17 protein-coding genes are annotated in these 16,453 nt (G+C 30.1%); 7 read left to right on the top strand and 10 right to left on the bottom strand.

What is annotated here, in order from left to right:
- Positions 1–105: 105 nt before the first annotated feature.
- Positions 106–1,962 carry an endonuclease gene (locus WA340_RS12325; protein ID WP_336129297.1) on the bottom strand — a complete coding sequence of 619 codons (1,857 nt, stop codon included), beginning with the start codon at positions 1,960–1,962 and terminating at the stop codon, positions 106–108.
- 23 nt (positions 1,963–1,985) lie between these two features.
- Positions 1,986–3,197, bottom strand: a complete 1,212-nt coding sequence (locus WA340_RS12320; RefSeq protein ID WP_336129296.1) for an RsmB/NOP family class I SAM-dependent RNA methyltransferase — start codon at positions 3,195–3,197, stop codon at positions 1,986–1,988.
- A 106-nt stretch (positions 3,198–3,303) separates the two neighbouring features.
- Between WA340_RS12320 and WA340_RS12315 the strand changes: the two genes are divergently transcribed.
- Positions 3,304–4,362 carry a WD40/YVTN/BNR-like repeat-containing protein gene (locus WA340_RS12315; protein WP_336129295.1) on the top strand — a complete coding sequence of 353 codons (1,059 nt, stop codon included), beginning with the start codon at positions 3,304–3,306 and terminating at the stop codon, positions 4,360–4,362.
- A 32-nt stretch (positions 4,363–4,394) separates the two neighbouring features.
- On the opposite strand, the gene WA340_RS12310 is transcribed toward WA340_RS12315, so the two are convergent.
- From WA340_RS12310 to WA340_RS12280, 7 genes are all read right to left on the bottom strand, one after another.
- On the bottom strand, positions 4,395–4,832 hold the full coding sequence (locus WA340_RS12310) for a sensor of ECF-type sigma factor (RefSeq protein ID WP_336129294.1): 438 nt from the start codon (positions 4,830–4,832) through the stop codon (positions 4,395–4,397).
- Between the two features lie 11 nt (positions 4,833–4,843).
- Positions 4,844–5,320: a hypothetical protein gene (locus WA340_RS12305; protein WP_336129293.1), complete on the bottom strand. Its 477-nt coding sequence runs from the start codon at positions 5,318–5,320 to the stop codon at positions 4,844–4,846.
- A 33-nt stretch (positions 5,321–5,353) separates the two neighbouring features.
- Entirely contained in the window at positions 5,354–5,899 is a 546-nt protein-coding gene (locus WA340_RS12300) for an RNA polymerase sigma factor (RefSeq protein ID WP_442920775.1), read from the bottom strand.
- 232 nt (positions 5,900–6,131) lie between these two features.
- Complete coding sequence (locus WA340_RS12295; RefSeq protein WP_336129292.1) at positions 6,132–7,961, bottom strand: ABC transporter ATP-binding protein; 1,830 nt, start codon at positions 7,959–7,961, stop codon at positions 6,132–6,134.
- Between the two features lie 2 nt (positions 7,962–7,963).
- Positions 7,964–9,694, bottom strand: coding sequence for a phospho-sugar mutase (locus WA340_RS12290; RefSeq protein ID WP_336129291.1), 1,731 nt, complete (start codon positions 9,692–9,694; stop codon positions 7,964–7,966).
- Positions 9,695–9,747: 53 nt separating this feature from the next.
- Positions 9,748–10,698, bottom strand: a complete 951-nt coding sequence (locus tag WA340_RS12285) for a glycosyltransferase family 2 protein (RefSeq protein ID WP_336129290.1) — start codon at positions 10,696–10,698, stop codon at positions 9,748–9,750.
- A gap of 35 nt (positions 10,699–10,733) precedes the next feature.
- Positions 10,734–11,264 (bottom strand): DUF4199 domain-containing protein, encoded by a 531-nt coding sequence (locus WA340_RS12280; protein WP_336129289.1) that lies wholly within the window; start codon positions 11,262–11,264, stop codon positions 10,734–10,736.
- Between the two features lie 159 nt (positions 11,265–11,423).
- Here WA340_RS12280 and WA340_RS12275 point away from each other — a divergent pair, with 159 nt between their 5' ends.
- From WA340_RS12275 to WA340_RS12255, 6 genes are all read left to right on the top strand, one after another.
- Positions 11,424–11,675 carry a type B 50S ribosomal protein L31 gene (locus WA340_RS12275; protein WP_027878633.1) on the top strand — a complete coding sequence of 84 codons (252 nt, stop codon included), beginning with the start codon at positions 11,424–11,426 and terminating at the stop codon, positions 11,673–11,675.
- Between the two features lie 103 nt (positions 11,676–11,778).
- Positions 11,779–12,954 carry a GlmU family protein gene (locus WA340_RS12270; RefSeq protein ID WP_106676920.1) on the top strand — a complete coding sequence of 392 codons (1,176 nt, stop codon included), beginning with the start codon at positions 11,779–11,781 and terminating at the stop codon, positions 12,952–12,954.
- Between the two features lie 72 nt (positions 12,955–13,026).
- Complete coding sequence (locus tag WA340_RS12265; RefSeq protein WP_336129288.1) at positions 13,027–13,722, top strand: lysoplasmalogenase; 696 nt, start codon at positions 13,027–13,029, stop codon at positions 13,720–13,722.
- A gap of 79 nt (positions 13,723–13,801) precedes the next feature.
- Entirely contained in the window at positions 13,802–14,263 is a 462-nt protein-coding gene (locus WA340_RS15270) for a lysoplasmalogenase family protein (RefSeq protein WP_442920774.1), read from the top strand.
- On the top strand, positions 14,257–14,490 hold the full coding sequence (locus WA340_RS12260) for a hypothetical protein (RefSeq protein ID WP_336129287.1): 234 nt from the start codon (positions 14,257–14,259) through the stop codon (positions 14,488–14,490). The genes WA340_RS15270 and WA340_RS12260 overlap by 7 nt, the downstream gene beginning before the upstream one ends.
- Positions 14,491–14,499: 9 nt before the next feature.
- Positions 14,500–14,856: a hypothetical protein gene (locus tag WA340_RS12255; RefSeq protein WP_304143621.1), complete on the top strand. Its 357-nt coding sequence runs from the start codon at positions 14,500–14,502 to the stop codon at positions 14,854–14,856.
- Here WA340_RS12255 and WA340_RS12250 read toward each other — a convergent pair.
- Complete coding sequence (locus WA340_RS12250) at positions 14,853–16,451, bottom strand: ABC transporter substrate-binding protein (RefSeq protein ID WP_336129286.1); 1,599 nt, start codon at positions 16,449–16,451, stop codon at positions 14,853–14,855. The two genes, WA340_RS12255 and WA340_RS12250, sit on opposite strands and share 4 nt — an antisense overlap.
- Positions 16,452–16,453: the final 2 nt, after the last annotated feature.

Here is a 16,453-nt window from a genome sequence, read left to right as displayed (position 1 = left end):
TATTTTATTAAAAAGTTGTCATTTTTTTTTAGTTATTCACGTGGTTATTAACCATAAAAAAAGCGACATCTAGGTGTCGCTTTTTTTATTAACAAGTTTGATAGCTTATTCTCTAATTAATTTTTTTGTAACACTACCATTACTAGTTTCTAGTTTTAGAATGTAAATCCCTTTTTTAAGATTAGATACATTAATTTTTTTGTTGGTTGTTGTTACCGTTCCGCTTAAAATTTTCTTACCTAAAATATCATAGATTTGATAGTTGGTTGTTGATTTTACGTCTGCGTTTAAAGTATTCCCTTTAATTGGATTAGGGTAGATTTTGAATGTTGATTTTTCAAAATTTAAAGTTGATAATGTAGGTTGCCCTAAATTATCACAAGTGTCTTCAGGATAACTATCCCATTCTGATAAACTAAAAGCAGTAGTAGGATTAGTAATAGTTGGCTTTCTAACTAAAGTAGTGTTTTGAGCAAAAGTAGAAGAGTTACCTTCTTCACCTATAATATCAATTAAAGTTCCGTTTTTAAACAAGCCAATAGCATCGTTACCGTTAAATCCTGTGATTGTATTATTGGTGTAATCTGCTTCAGATTCGCAACCTAAAGATAGTCCGCTGTTTACAATAACGTATACATCACCAGCAGCAATTGAAGCACCTGAAGGAAAAGAAATATCACTTCCAAAGTTATTACCGTTTGAGCCTAATCTTAAAGTGTAATTTGCTAATTGTATAGTTGAGTTTGTATAATTAGCAATTTCTAAAGCTTTATTAGTGCTGCTTCCTTCCATATATTCAGAAAAGAATAACTCGTTTATACCTGTTGGAACATTAGTTGTCATTTCACAATCTTGATTACTTACAGCAGAAGTATTTCCTGCTGCATCTAAAGCATAAATTGTAAAACAGTAGTTAGTTTCTGATGCTAATCCTGTAACAGTAAAATTAGTTACAGCTGTTGATGTGTTTGTGTAAAAAGTTCCATCTACAAAAATATCATAACTTGCTACAGCAACATCGTCTGTAGAGGCAGTCCAAGATAAGCCTATTGTAGATGCAGTAGCATTAGATGCCACTAAATTTGTTGGAGCAGTAGGTGCTGTGTTATCTGTTGAAGGATTCCAAATCATTGCTACATACTCTGGATGATCTACAAAAGGATTACGATTACCTTGGTAGTTGTAATAGATATTGTTGTTTCTGTCAATTTCTTTTTGAGAAACAGGATCATTTTGATGCCAAGTCATTAAAATATTTAAAAAAGGATCTTCAAGTACTTTATCAGAACTTCCGTCAAACATATCATAAGCAGACCAAGCAGAAACTTGATCTTCATATCTTGTTACAAAGTAAAAATAGATTCTTGCTATATCTCCTTTAAACTCGTCAATTGGTTCAAATACAATTCCAGTATATCCAGCTGAATAACCACTGTTTAAGTTTCCTCCTAATTTAGAACCGTTTTGCGTTGGGTTACTAATTCCGCTTTGTGATACTAAACTACTATTGTCAACAACACCAAAAGGGTAATTACTTCTAAAACCATTAACACGACCATCTGTAGGTAATAAATGGTGTGCATCACTTTGCATTGGCGTATTACTATTAAAAGTAGATTGAGGTATGACGTGTTCTTTATTATAGCAGTCACCTTCGCCATTATAATTTCCACATTCATCACCAACAGGTGTGAAATTATATGGATCAGCTCCAGTTGGGTTTTCAGAATAAGGATCTAAAATAGTGTTGCTTCCAGCTTCGTAATAATTGTCTAAATCGTAATTAGCAATAAAACCGTCCATAGCATTATAACCTTGGTCACTATGTCCGTTAATAATGTTGTGTAATTGTGTTTTTAAAGTGTAACCTGTACCTGTCGCTGTACTGTAATATCCTGCAGGAATTTGAGCAAATCCAGCAGTTGCGACTAGTAAAGCTAAAAGTGTGTAAAAATGTTTCATTTAGTTGTTAATTTTGGGGGAATTTATTTTCTTTTTAATAAAGCCATGTAGAATCCGTCAAAACCAGACTCATGAGCTAATACTTTTTTATCTTTTACAAATGTAAATTCTTTTCCTTCTTCTGAAGCTAAGAATTTGTTAACCTGTTCTTGATTTTCTGATGGTAAAATAGAACATGTAGCATAAACTAATTGTCCACCAGATTTTACCATTTTAGAATACGAACTTAAAATTTCGGCTTGCGTGTTTTTAATTCGGTCTAAAAATTCTGGTTCTAATTTCCATTTAGCATCAGGGTTTCTTCTTAAAACGCCTAAACCAGAACAAGGTGCATCAATTAAAACACGGTCTGCTTGGTCATGTAATTTTTTAATGACTTTGGTAGAGTCTATATGTCTAGGTTCAATATTATGCGCGCCATTACGCTTTGCACGACGCTTTAATTCTTTCAACTTATTTGCATAAATATCTAAAGCAATTATTTGTCCTTTATTTTGCATAATAGAAGCTAGGTGTAATGTTTTACCGCCAGCACCAGCACAAGTATCTACTACACGCATACCTGGTTCTACTTGCAAAAAGTCTGCCACTAATTGTGAAGACGCATCTTGAACTTCAAATAATCCATCTTTAAAAGCTTCGGTAGAAAACACATTAGCACGTTCTTTTAAACGTAATGCGTCTGGATAATCTTTTAAAGTTTCGGTATCTATATCTAAGTCAAAAAGAATATTTTGAAGCTTTTCTTTAGTCGTTTTTAAGGTGTTTACTCTTAAAATAACATCTGCTTGCTCGTTAAGTGCTTGGATTTCTTTAGTCCATTTGGCTTCTCCAAGTTCTTTTACAGCAATGTTGTCGATCCAATCAGGAATAGATTCTTTAATTTTTCTAATTTTTGAAAGCTCGTCAAAACGTCCTTTAATTTTTCGTGTTGGTGTGTTTTCAAAATACTTCCAATCGGGTAATTTAATACCTTTTAAAGTTGCCCAAACCGCAAACATACGCCAAATATCATCTCTGCTAAAAGGTTCTTTTACGTTTGCAATTTCAGCATATAAACGCTTCCAACGTACGATATCGTAAGTGGTTTCGGCTACAAAAGCACGATCACGACTTCCCCAACGTTTGTCTCTTTTTAAAAGTTGTTGTACTACTTTGTCTGCGTATTGACCTTCGTTAAAAATTTGAAGTAAACCATCTACGGTTGCAAAACATAAGTTTCTGTGTAAGCGCATATTTTAAAATTTAAAAGCGAACAAAGTTAAGGTTTATATGTGGATTTTGAATGACTTTGTTAAATAATTCGTTTTGCTTTTCTATTTTTATTGAAAATTATAAATCATGAAATACTTTTTATATTTATCAGTAGCAGTATTATTTGTTACTATAAGTGCTTTCAGTTCGAAAAATAGGAAAGAGTTTACTTCTGTGGAAATTCAAACTTTAGTGAAAGACTCAACTCTAAACATTAGAGCTTTAAAGGTAGTTAACAAATTAGGTATTGCTTATTTATCATCTGATGGTCGATTAGGAGCTTATAGAATAGATTATTCAGGAGAAAAAAAGAGTCAGATTTTTGATGTTTCTAGTGATAGTATCACACCAAATTTTAGATCTTTAGCAGTTGATAAAAATAAAGCATTTGGCTTATCTGTTGGTAGTCCAGCATATCTTTACAGGCTACATGCAGAAGCTGAAAAAGTTAAAATTGTCTACCAAGAAAATCACCCAAAAGCTTTTTACGATTCCATGGAATTTTGGAACGACCAAGAAGGTATCGCCATTGGTGATCCAACAGAGGATTGTATGAGTGTAATTATTACAAGAGATGGCGGAAATACTTGGACCAAACTATCTTGTGATGTTTTACCAAAAGCTAATGAAGGTGAAGCTGCATTTGCAGCAAGTGACACCAATATTGCTATAGTAGGTGATAAGACTTGGGTAGCAACAGGAGGAAAGTCTAGCCGAATATTATTTTCGGCAGATAAAGGAAAAACTTGGGATGTTTTTGATACGCCAATTATACAAGGAAAAGAAACTACCGGAATGTATAGTATAGATTTTTATGATGAAAACCATGGTTTTGCAATTGGTGGCGATTATACAGATGCAGATGCTAATCAAAATAATAAAATAGTGACTAATGATGGCGGAAAAACATGGCAGGTTGTTGCCGATGGAAGTGGACCAGGTTACCGTAGTTGTGTGCAATATGTACCAAACAGCAATGCACAACAATTAGTCGCGATAGGTTTTAAAGGTATAGATTACAGTGCAGATGCAGGACAAACCTGGAAACATCTAAGCGATGAAGGTTTTTATACATTAAGATTTTTAAACGATAGTACTGCTTACGCAGCAGGAAACGGTCGTATAAGTAAATTAAGTTTTAAATAAAAAAAAGCAGCCATTTGGCTGCTTTTTTATGTTTAGTCTTTTCGTGCTTCTCGATGTCTACCTCTATATTCTTCAATCATTTTGCGTTTAAAGGTACGTTCTGCGTGCATTAATTTTACAATTTTCTTGTAACTAATTACTTTAGAAAGTTTTTCAATAAAAGCTTTTTCGCTTTTTACTTTTGCTTCTTCATTAGCTTGCATTTCTTTTAACAATGCTTCGGCTTCTGACTCGGAAAGTTTTTCGATATCTAAATCTTTTCTTTTTTTCATTGAAGACTCAAAATGTTTGTGTTTTTCTTCTTCATGAGCATTATAGATTGGCCAAAACGCTTCGGCTTCTTTTTTTGTTAAGTCTAATTGCTCTGTAATATGAGCTACTTTTAGTGCTTTTATTTTTTCTAATTTACTTTGTGCTAATGCAGAACATGATAGTAAAAATGTGAATAGGTATATTATAGGTGTTTTCATGTGTTAAGTTTTTATTCGTCTAAAAAATCTTCTAAATCTATGTCGTCTAAATAATTGTCTATAGAAATGTCATTATAGTCAATAAAGTCTGTTTGTGATAATTGATCGGTGTTAATTAGATTGCTAATATCGTTAAGTTCAACTTCATTTAAAATGTAAGCTTCAACAGTTTCTGTGTCTAAACTGTCAAAAGTAACTTGTGTTTTAAAAGGATTTAAATTAAAAAATAAAACAAACATTGCTGCAATACTGGCTACTGTAATTATAGTTTTTTTGTTGAATAATTTAAATATTTTAGTCTCTTTAGTTTTGCTTAAAATATTATCCTCAATAGTATCAAAATAATTATCGGGTACTTTAAAACCGGAGTTTTTATCTATTTTTTCTAAACTAATTTGAGACATAATTTGGTCTTCAATAGTATTAAAATAGTTATTTGGTGTTTTAAAACCAGATTGTTTGATGTTATTTAAGTTTTCTTTTTTCATTTCAATATTTAGACGCTTTTTTTTAATAAAGGTTTAATCTTGAGTTAAATAGGTTTCAATTTTTTTTACGGCAATATGGTAGGATGCTTTTAATGCGCCTTCACTAGTTTCTAGAATTTCAGAGATTTCACTGTATTTTAAATCTTGAAAATACTTCATGTTAAAGACCAGTTGTTGTTTTTCTGGCAATGTTGCTATCGCTTTTTGTAACTTTAGTTGAATAGCTTCGCCTTCAAAATACACGTCACTTTCTAAATTTTTAATAGCTAAATTGTTAGCTTCTTCACTATTTAAATTAAGTCTTTTTGCATTTTTTTTTAGGTGAGTTAAGGCTTCATTAGTTGCAATTCTGTACATCCAAGAGTATAGCTTACTTTCACCTTTAAAGTTATCTATGTTTTTAAAAACTTTGATAAACGTGTTTTGTAAGACATCGTCTGCATCGTCATGGGATTTTACTATATGTCTAATATGCCAATATAATCGCTCTTTATAAAGCGAAATAAGCTTTTTAAACGCATGATTTTTTTGATCTTGCGATTGTAATTGAGCTATTAATTGGTTTTCGTCTATTATCATATAATTTGTTAGACTAAATTTTATTTACATGGTTTAATTGCTTAGATGAATTTAAGTTTATTTAACTTAAAACTAGCTGTCTTTAGTATGGACTAATCGATAAAGCATTTTTTAGATATTTAAACTGCAATTAGTTTACCATAATACTTATGCTATTAGTCGTCTCCAAATTTAATAATGAATAAAAAAAGGATAAACATTTGTTTATCCTTTTTGTTTATTTAGAGTTTTGTTAGTCAAAGCTTTGCATTTCTACTAACCTTTTGTACATACCATTTTTAGCTAACAACTCTTGATGTGTTCCTTGTTCTACAATTTCGCCTCTTTGCATAACTACAATGATATCTGCATTTTGTATTGTAGATAATCTATGTGCTATGACTATAGATGTTCTGTTTTTCATCATGTTTTCTAAAGCTTCTTGTACTAGTTTTTCGCTTTCTGTATCTAGTGCAGAAGTAGCTTCGTCAAGAATCATAATAGGTGGGTTTTTAAGTACAGCTCTTGCAATACTTAAACGCTGTTTTTGTCCGCCAGAAAAGTTGTTACCAGCATCACCAACATTAGTTTCTATACCATTAGGTAGTTGGCTAACAAATTCCCAAGCATTTGCAATTTTTAGAGCATCAATAAGTTCTTGTTCTGTAGCATCTGGTTTACCTAATAAAATATTGTTTTTTATAGTGTCATTAAATAAAATGGAATCTTGAGTTACTAATCCCATTTGATATCTTAAAGATTTTTTAGTGACATTTTTGATGTTGTTACCATCTATAGATATTTTACCTTCATTAACATCGTAAAATCGAGTGACAAGATTAGCTATTGTACTTTTACCGCTACCAGATTGTCCAACTAATGCGACTGTTTTTCCTTTAGGAACTTGAATTGAAAAGTTTTTTAATACGTAATCTTCATCATATTTAAATGAAATATTTTCTATTGAAATTTTATCATTAAAGGTTTTGATTTCTTTAGCATTTGGAAGATCTGGCATTTGGTCTTCTTCATGCAAAATTTCAAATACACGATCTGCAGCAGCTAGACCATTTTTTACACGATAAGAGGCTTTACTTATCGCTTTTGCTGGTGTTAGTATAGCATAGGCTAATCCCATAAAAGCTATAAAAGTTTCTCCTTCTATAATTTTATCTACTAATACTAATTTACCGCCATACCATAATAAAATGGCAATTGTAGCTATACCTAAAACTTCACTAACTGGTCCTGCTAAATTATTTTTTAGACCTATTTTGTTTGATAATTTTAAAATAGTATCAGCAGAATTAAAAAACTTGTTTCCAAAGATGTTTTCTGCGTTATATCCTTTTACAATTTTAAGACCTGTTAAAGATTCTTCTACTGTAGAAATTAAACGACCAGATTCTTGTTGTTGTTTAAGTGAATTTTTCTTTAAACTTTTACCAATTCTAGAAATTAAAAATCCAGCAATAGGTATAAAACCAAGTACGAATAATGATAATTGCCAACTTATGGTAAACATAATAATAAGAGAAAAGACGATAGTTGCAGGTTCTCTAACAATAAGTTCTAAAAGAATAAAAAATGAATTTTGAACTTCGTTTATATCTCCTAAAATACGAGCCATTACATCACCTTTTTGACGTTTAGAATAAAAGCTAACAGGTAGATTGATTATCTTATTAAACATGGTTTTTCTTAAATCGGTTAATACACCGTTTTTAAGATACATCATGTGCTGAGAACCAAAATAGCCAAATAGATTTTTAAGTAAAAAAGTAGAAATGACAAGTGCAATAGCAATAATTAAAGCTAATTGAGGATTACCTTCTTGAATAAAACTACTCATTTTGTAGTTTAAAAGTTGTTCTCCGTAATCCTTTATTTTAAAAATGTCTTCCCAAACAGGAGCTTCTTTAACTACAGCGGTTTTATCAAATAATACTTTTAACATTGGTATTAATGAAACAAAAGCCAATGCACTAAATAGGGCATATAACAAATTAAAAAACACGTTTAAGATCACGTGCTTTTTATATTCTTTGATAAAAGGAAGTAATTGATGTATTATTTTTTTCATTTTTAATTAAGTTGCATATCGTTTATGATAGCGTCTATTTTTGCTTCCAATTTTTGTTCCGTTGTAGTGAAGTCTGACACATTGTCTAAAGTAGTATTTACACTAATGTAAAATTTAATTTTAGGTTCGGTACCACTTGGTCTTAATGCTATTTTATTACCATCTTCTGTGTAATAAATTAGTACGTTAGATTTTGGAATTTCTATTGTTTCTGTAGTGTTATTAGTTAGGTTTTTAGCTACTGAAAGTTGATAGTCTTCAATGCGTACAACTTTAGACCCGTTAACTTCTGTTAAAGGATTTTCTCTAGCGTCAATCATCATTTGTTTAATTTGTTGCGCGCCTTCAATCCCTTTTTTGGTCATTGATATAAGCCGTTCTTTATAAAAACCGTGTTCTAGATACAGATTTATAAGTTCTTTGTAAAAACTACTGTTTTTTGCTTTGGCTTGTGCTGCAATTTCAATCGCTAGAAGGGAAGAGGTAACAGCATCTTTATCTCTTACAAAATCGCCAACCATAAATCCAAAACTTTCTTCGCCACCACCAATAAAGTCTAAGTCCGGAAAGTCTTTAATCATCTTAGCAATCCATTTAAAACCAGTTAGTCCGACTTTGCATTCTACATTATAAGCTTGACCTAAAACAGGCATCATTGGTGTAGATACTATTGTACTACCAATAAATTGGTTGTTGTTAATTTTGTTATTGTTTTTCCATTGCTTTAAAAGAAAATCTGTCATTAAGACCATGGTTTGATTTCCGTTTAAAAGCGTTATTTTATTATCAAGATCTCTTACTGCAATACCTAATCTATCACTGTCAGGATCAGTACCAATAACAATATCTGCATTAACTTTTTCTGCTAATTCTAAAGCCATTTTTAAAGCTTCTGGCTCTTCTGGGTTAGGTGAAACTACCGTAGGAAAGTCTCCATTTGGTTCGCGTTGTTCTTCTACAATATGTACATTTTTATAACCAGCACGTTTTAAAGTTTCTGGAATGGTTGTTATTGATGTACCGTGTAAAGACGTAAATACAATATTTAAGTTATCTTTTGCGTCTTGACTTGTGTTAAAACTTCCGTTTTTAACAGATGCGTTTATAAATACATCATCTACGTCTTGACCTATGTATTGAATGTTTTCCTCTTTTGCTTTAAAGTTAATTTCTGAATATTCAAGGTTATTTATTTCTTGAATAATTTCGGCATCTTGTGGCGGAACTAATTGTCCTCCATCTTGCCAGTATACTTTGTAACCGTTATATTCTGGCGGGTTGTGTGATGCGGTAAGTACAATTCCGCAATGACAATTTAGATGTTTTAAAGTGAAAGAAAGCTCTGGTGTAGGACGCAAATCTTCAAATAAAAACACTTTAATATTATTTGCCGAAAACACATCTGCAACTACTTTTGCTAGTGTTTTACTATTATGTCTACAATCAAAAGCAATAGCTACTTTTAAGTCTTGATTAGGAAAACTTTTATGTAAATAATTGCTTAAGCCTTGTGTGTTTTTTCCGAGTGTATATTTGTTGATACGATTTGTACCAATACCCATAACGCCACGCATTCCGCCAGTACCAAATTCTAAATCTTTATAGAAACTTTCCTTTAGTTCTTCAGGTTTTAAAGCGATTAAATCTTTTATGTAATCTTGTGTTTTTTTATCGAAAGTTGGAGTTAACCATTTGTTGACACGATCTAAAAGTTCTGGGTCAATATATCTCATAATGTAATTAAATTGTATACAAAAGTAAGCATTTATAAAATGCTAAAGTTTTACTATTCTAAATTTAAAGATTCTTTAATTAAATAGCGTGTTTTGTTTGCGTTTTGGCGTAGAATAATTTCACCTAAAAAACCAGCTATAAAAAACTGAGAACCTAAAATCATTGTTGTAAGCGCAATGTAAAATTGTGGTCTTTGTGTGATTAGTCTTCCCGCAGGGTTAAAAAAGATTTTATCAATACCTAGATATGCAGCAAAACCAAATCCAATAATAAACATGATAACGCCTAAGGCGCCAAATAAGTGCATGGGTCTTTTTCCAAATCTTGATAAAAACCAAATGGTAATTAAATCTAAAAAGCCATTAATAAAGCGATCCATACCAAATTTTGTTTCGCCATATTTTCTGGCTTGATGTTGTACTACTTTTTCACCAATTTTTGTGAAACCAGCATTTTTGGCTAGTACAGGAATGTAACGATGCATCTCGCCATTAACGTCTATATTTTTTACTACGTTTTTATTGTAGGCTTTTAGTCCGCAATTAAAATCATTTAGTTTAACACCAGATGTTTTTCTTGCAGCCCAATTAAAAAGTTTAGAAGGTAAGTTTTTGGTAAATTTATTATCAAATCGTTTCTTTTTCCAACCAGAAACAAGGTCAAATTTTTGTTTTGTAATTAAGTTGTAAAGTTCTGGTATTTCTTCTGGATTGTCTTGTAAATCTGCATCCATAGTGATTATTACATCACCTTTAGCTTGCGCAAAACCTGCATGTAATGCTTGAGACTTACCAAAGTTTTTTAAAAATCTAATTCCTTTTACATTTTTATCTTGCTCTTTTAAAGTGCAAATGGTTTGCCAGGATTGGTCCGTGCTACCATCGTCTATAAAAAGAATTTCATAAGAAAAACCATTGAATTTCATGACTGATGAAATCCAATGGTGTAACTCTGTTAAAGATTCTTGTTCGTTAAGTAGTGGTATGACTACTGATATATCCATAATTCAACTTGAAAATTATTTCAAATATAGAATTATTATGCGTTATCATCAGATTTTTTCATGATTAATGCAGCTATTAAACCAATTATACTAAATATAACAAGTTGGATAACTAAAGACTGTAATACGCTACCAATACTAAATTGGTTTGGTTGCTCGCGCATTTTTTCAACGGTTTCAACAATTGATTCTTCTGGAGCGTTCCAGTTTCTCATCATCTCTGCTGTTCCTTCAATAGTTTTTTCCTTTAAAGTTATAGCAGCATCAGGATCAATAACATTGAAAAGAACTATGGCTACCACGCTAGCAACAATTAATCCTATTAAAATAGTAATAAAATAAGATGTAAAAGCTTCTTTTAAAGAAATGAAACCATTTTGAGCTTTTTTTGCTTTAGAGATAGATACAATACCAAAAATAATAATAGCTAAAAGCATTGCTATTCCTACAAATGGATTTGTTAGTAATTCAAGATTAACAGCATACGATACAACGTATACAACAGCGATAAAAAGCCCTAAATACAATCCATAATTAGATGCAATAGATTTAATAGTTTTTTCCATAATATTTTGATTTAAGTTAGTATTTGTAAGTTAGTATAATTTTACAACAAATTGTTACATAAAAAATGAAATAAAAAATTTTGATAAATTTGTTGTTGATTTGTAAAAAATGCTTAAATTTGCACCTCGAATTTAGTAAAGACACAAAAGCATTAAGCGATGAAAAAAGGTATACATCCAGAAAATTATAGATTAGTAGCATTTAAAGACATGTCTAATGAAGATGTTTTTATAACAAAATCTACTGCAAATACTAATGAAACTTTAGAAGTTGATGGTGTTGAGTATCCATTAATTAAAATGGAAATTTCTAGAACATCTCACCCTTTTTACACTGGTAAGACTAAATTAATTGATACAGCTGGACGTATCGATAAATTCAAAAACAAATACGCTAAATTTAAAAAATAAGTTTAGACGCAATCATATATTAAAAGCCTTTCAATATTTTTTGAAAGGCTTTTTTGTTACCTCTAATTAAGCTATTTTTATACTTTAATCATTAAAAGTTACCATGAATTATATTCTATTTGACGGACCAGTAAGAAACCAATTACTACCATTTACATATACAAGACCAGTTGCAGATATACGCGTAGGTATTTTGACCATTAGAGAAAAATGGGAACAGTATCTTAAAACAACCACAACTACTGTAACCGAAGATTATTTGTCGGACAAATATCCCATGGTAGAAATGGAAGAAAATATTATGCTTAATGCGTCATATTTACCAAACCCAGAATTAATAGAATTAATAATTGGTCTTGAAAAAAATCAAGCAATTTTTAAAGATGAAGACGTTATTGCTTTTTTTACTACAGAAGCCGAAGAGGATATAGATTTTGATAAGTTTGAAGCGATAGAATTTGACAACGATATACTACAAATAGAGCATACTTGGGATATTTTTTCTAAAAACGGAGAAGCGATACAACAAGATTTTGATTTATTGACTAATGACCGTACATCGCAACCAATACCATCAAGTAATAACGTAATTGCACCAGAAAATATATTTATAGAAGAAGGCGCTAAGCTAGAATTTACAACACTAAACGCTAGTTCTGGACCAATTTATATTGGTAAAAATGCCGAAATTATGGAAGGCTCAATCATTAGAGGTCCGTTAGCTTTGTGTGATAATGCTACTATTAAATTAGGAGCTAAAATTTACGGTCCTACTACCATTGGTCCATTTTCTAAAGTAGGAGGAGAAGTTAATAACAGTGTACTATTTGGATATTCTAATAAAGGACACGATGGGTTTTTAGGTAACTCTGTTTTAGGCGAATGGTGTAATCTTGGTGCAGATACTAATAATTCTAATTTAAAAAATAATTACGCAGAAGTAAGACTTTGGGATTATGATACCGAGCGTTTTGCTAGAACTGGTCTTCAGTTTTGTGGTTTAATGATGGGTGATCATAGTAAATGTGGCATAAATACAATGTTTAACACAGGAACAGTTGTAGGTGTCAATGCTAATATTTTTGGAAGTGGCTTCCCAAGAAATTTTGTACCAAGCTATAGTTGGGGCGGAGCATCTGGGTTTTCTACATATTTAACTAAAAAAGCTTTTGAAGTAGCAGAAGTAGTAATGTCTAGAAGAAATATAGAGTTTACATTACAAGATAAAGCTATTTTAGAACATGTTTTTGAAATTACAAAAAAATATAGAAAAGACTAAGATTATCTAAAAATTTTGCATTTAATAAAAAAGTATTTTAATATTGGATATACTTAAAACTGCCCCAAGTTTATGAAACTAATATTTAAGGATGTAAAGTTATTTACTTTGCTATACTTTTTAGTATTTATTATTGATACTTTTATTAAAAATTCTCAGTTTCGTTTCCCTTTTAGATATATTTCTAAGACATTTTTAATCTTAATTTTACTATTATTTTATATAGTTAATCAAAAAGAAAAAAGTGTATTTAATTATAGATTAGTATTATTAGCTTTATTTAGTTTTATTATTGGAGATTTAGTTTTAGTAGGAGAAAATACTACAAAATCTTTTGCTATTGGAGGTGTTTTTTTTGGGATAGCAAAAGCATTTTATATTGTTAGATTTAGAAATAAAAAAGACTTTTATATAAAAAATCTACTCCCTTTTTTACTGTTTTGCTTTATTTACATGAGCTTGATGATGAATTTTATTTACAGTAAATTAGGCTTATATTTTATACCTACTTTAATATACTTATTTGTGGTGCTATTGCTAGGTCAAATAGCTTATTTAAGAAAAAATGAAGTGAATAATTTAAGCTATTATTTGGTCTTAATAGGTGTTTTATTCTCTATGGCATCCGATAGTATTGCTTTTTTAAAATCTTTTTATGATTCAAGCTTTTTTTATCATAAGTATACAATCATGCTCTTCTATAGTTTATCACAATATCTAATAGTTTTAGGCATACTAAAAGAAAATAACACTCTAGTAACTAGTTGATTATTGTTTGTTTTTAGTTTTAAATTATTGTGATAGCCGTATAATTATTCTATATTGCAAATGCTATTTGTAATAATTTATGACAGCTTTTGTAAATATTAAATATTTTACTTTCGTTTATTTCTTTATATTATTCTTAGATATAATTTTTAAAAACATATCTGATTTTTTCTATGTAAGAATCTTCACAAAACTATCTTTAGTTATACTACTTATTGTATTTTTCTTTCAATATAATAAACCAATTAAACTATTAAAAGATAAAATTTTTTTAGCAGGTTTGTTTGCTTTTCTTTTGGGAGATTTTTTTCTAATTTTCTATGAATATGAGACAATATATCTTACAGGTTTATTCTGTTTTATGTTAGGTAAAATAGCTTACACAGTAAGGTTTTCTAATCAAAAGGATTTTAAAATTAAAAGGTTATTTCCTTTTCTAACTATCCTTTTTATATACATTGTCTTTGTTGCTTCTTTAATTTTTGACAATTTAGGAGACTTCTTTATATCTGTTTTACTTTATTTTTTGTGTCTATGTTAATCTTCTTATTTGCTTATCTAAGGTATGATGAGGTAAATAGTTTATGTTTTTATTTAGTTTTTGCAGGCGTTGTATGTAGTGTGTTTTCAGATTCTATATCGGTATTACAATCGTTTTACAATCAAAACTTTGGTCTTAATCAGTATTCTGAAATGTTATTTTACGGATTATTTCAATATCTTGTAGTGCTTGGTATAATAAAAGAGACGGTTTTAATTAATGAATAAAGTAAAATAATGTTAGGAATAATTTTAATTATATTTATAGGAAAACATTTTATCAAATTAGCTGAAGCTTATAATAAAAACAAATGGCTTTATGCTGTTTTAGGAGTAATTAGTTATTATGCTGGTTCTGTAATTGGAGGAGTTATTATAGGAGTTTTAAGTGAAATTTTTGGTTGGTATATAGATTGGGAAAATACTTTATTGATGTCTTTAATAGCAATACCTTTTGGATTAGGTACTGTAGCATTATTTCATTATTTATTAAAGAAAAACTTCGAGCAAAATAAACCAGAACCAATACAGAGTATAGATGATATTGGTAAGTCTGTTGAAGAAGATGAAGAAAAGCCTAATTTCAGAATTTAAAGTTCTTTTTTAACCCTTTTCAACTGCAATAAATTTATAGGATTTTTACCTATACCTGAAACTTTTTTATGCGTAAATCGTATTACTTCATCATAATATAAAGGTACGATAGGCGCTTCTTTTAATACTAAACTATCCATTTTAGAATATAGCTTAGCACGTTCGTCTACATTAGATTTTAAAAAAGATTGCGTGTACCAAGTGTCAAAAGTTTCATCTTTAAAGTGTGTGTAATTTGGTCCGTTTGGCGCAAAGTTTTCACTGTAAAACAATGATAAATAATTTTGAGCATCGGGATAATCTGCAACCCAACTTGCTCTAAATAAGTCTAATTTACCATTTGCTTTACCTTCTTTTAAAGTTGAAGCTGGTATTGCATCTACATTGACAATAAGTCCTATTTTTGTTAATTCTCTTTGTATATACTCGCAAAAATTAAGGTAATTACTTGTTGTAGTAATGGTTATTTCAGGATTTTGATTACCTGTTTGTGTTTTGTAGTCTTCTATAAGTTGTTTAGCTTTAGTAGGATTGTACTCAAAACCAGTATTTTTATTATAACCTGGTAAACCTTTTGGGATAAATCCACCATTTGCGGGTATGCCTATTCCGTTACGTAAATAGGTTATCATTTTTTTTCTGTCAAAACCGTAATTAATTGCTAATCTTAAATTTTTTGAGTTAATTTCATCTTTTTCACTATCCATAAAAAAGGCTAAATATTCCGTATTTAAGTAAGGACCTTTAATGACGTTTACAGTTTTTGTGTATTTGTCTCTAAGTTCGCCTTTTGTTGTTAAAATTTCATCTTGATAAGAAGCATCTAAGCTATTTAAAAAATCAAGATTACCTTGTGCAAATTGCATAAATTCACTTTGCTTATCTGGTAAAAAAGTAATAGCTACAGCTTCTAAATATGGTAATTGGTTTCCGTTTTTATCTGTTTCAAAATAATTATTGTTTTTTCTAAAAACCAATTTTATATTTTCTTCCCAACGTTTAAATTTAAAGGGACCAGTACCAATTGGGTTGGATCTAAAGTTGGTGCCGTAATGTTCTACAATTTCTTTAGGGACTACGCTGCAGTACTTCATGGTTAGTAAGCCTAAAAACGCAGGAAAAGGTTGCTTTAGTTTTATAGTAAAAATACTATCGTTTTCAGCTTTAAAATGTTCAACTTTATTAAAAACCCAACGACCGGAAGAGGCTACTTTTGGATCTAAAATTCGGTTAAAACTATATTCAAAATCTTGTGCTTTTACAGTTCTGGTGCTGTCTTTTTTAAACAATTTATGTTTATGAAAATAAACATCATTTCTTAATACAAATCTGTAAGTTAAACCATCTGGAGAAACCGTCCATTTTTTTGCAATACTTGGTATGACTTTTAGGCTGTCATTCATTTCAACCAACCCATTAAATAGTTGATTAATAGCCCAAATATCTGCATTGTCTTTAGCAAATGCGGGATCTAAAGACCCTATATTTTTATGTTCATTATATCTAAAAACTAAATGGTCTTTATTATCATTTTTAGTTGAATTACAAGACCAAAACAGTAGTAAACTAAAGCTAAAATATAATAAGTGTTTCATTG

Origin of the sequence: Mesoflavibacter sp. CH_XMU1422-2, from assembly GCF_037029245.1 — a bacterium.
Classification (GTDB): domain Bacteria; phylum Bacteroidota; class Bacteroidia; order Flavobacteriales; family Flavobacteriaceae; genus Mesoflavibacter; species Mesoflavibacter zeaxanthinifaciens.
The sequence above is the reverse complement of the archived record's forward strand: the minus strand, read 5'-3'. Positions and strand labels throughout refer to the sequence as shown.